The organism is Bulleidia sp. HCP3S3_C9, assembly GCF_052064035.1.
In the GTDB taxonomy this organism is placed as follows: domain Bacteria; phylum Bacillota_I; class Bacilli_A; order Erysipelotrichales; family Erysipelotrichaceae; genus Bulleidia.
The window spans coordinates 1-893 of sequence record NZ_JBQHWJ010000121.1; the positions used below are offsets into that span (position 1 = coordinate 1).

Consider the following 893-nt stretch of genomic DNA (forward strand, 5'->3'; position numbering starts at 1 on the left):
AAAAAAATATATTCTGGATAAGCAGCGCGGAGCAGGCTCGCACATGGAAGTGTTTGAAAAAAGTGCCCTGGAAGCTATCGTGAATGCATCTAACGGCATTCCAAGAGTAATAGATAAAATAGTAAATCAGGCATTAGTAATCGGCAATGCATTGAACGAAAATATCATTACATCAGAAACAGTAATGAAAACTGTAGAGGATCTTCAGGTGTGAAAAGAATTCAGTATAAATGTGAAGTCAGAAACCGTGCATGGCAGGCTGAAATAAAAATATTCACAGATGTATATCCAATAGAGGCAGTCATAACAGGAAGAGGATATGCGTTTCATATCATCTACGGAAAACACGCAAATGGATATTATCTGGTCATACCTGAAATGTATATCGGATGTGAGATGGCTTATTACAAAGATGTATTCTGGAATAAATGCTCGCTGGAAAGAACAGAATTAAGTCCATATGAAATAGAAACACTCGTACAGGGAATAAAACAATTAGAAATAGAGGAAGACTGAAATGGAAGCAACAGATATTATTGAAATATGTGAGTATATATTAAAGCAGAGGGAACTCGCTGTCGAAAAAGATGAATCAGAAGATTGGGTATTTGAATACCTGCGACACATAGATGAAAAACTATCTAAACTGGAATACTATTTAAAAAAGAAAAATAATGATCTGAGTGAATCAGACAATGATAATCTGCCATTCTGAAACAGGACCCTATAGTCTGATCTATAGGGTCCTCAGTTTTTGAATAAATGATATTATATGTCATATTTGTAAACAATTTGAATACCAGCATCAAATAATTTGAATACTTCGGAATTTCACGTTATGTCTTCTGGCATTTAATTTGATTTTCTTAGTGTATTTAATGTGACGTTCTACA

At 34.2% G+C, this 893-nt stretch carries 3 protein-coding genes; all 3 read left to right on the top strand.

Annotation, left to right across the window (positions count from 1 at the left end; all coding sequences use genetic code 11):
* A partial coding sequence (locus ACTND6_RS11045) for a hypothetical protein (RefSeq protein WP_441024307.1) occupies positions 1–214 on the top strand: 214 nt, incomplete at its 5' end.
* Positions 211–516, top strand: coding sequence for a DUF6618 family protein (locus tag ACTND6_RS11050; RefSeq protein WP_441024309.1), 306 nt, complete (start codon positions 211–213; stop codon positions 514–516). The genes ACTND6_RS11045 and ACTND6_RS11050, both read left to right, overlap by 4 nt.
* Before the next feature lies 1 nt (position 517).
* Positions 518–715 (top strand): hypothetical protein, encoded by a 198-nt coding sequence (locus ACTND6_RS11055; protein ID WP_441024310.1) that lies wholly within the window; start codon positions 518–520, stop codon positions 713–715.
* Positions 716–893: the final 178 nt, after the last annotated feature.

Bases quoted from the DNA above. Each gene is read 5' to 3' on its own strand.
- ACTND6_RS11055 (WP_441024310.1), top strand. From the start codon at position 518: ATGGAAGCAACAGATATTATTGAAATATGTGAGTATATATTAAAGCAG.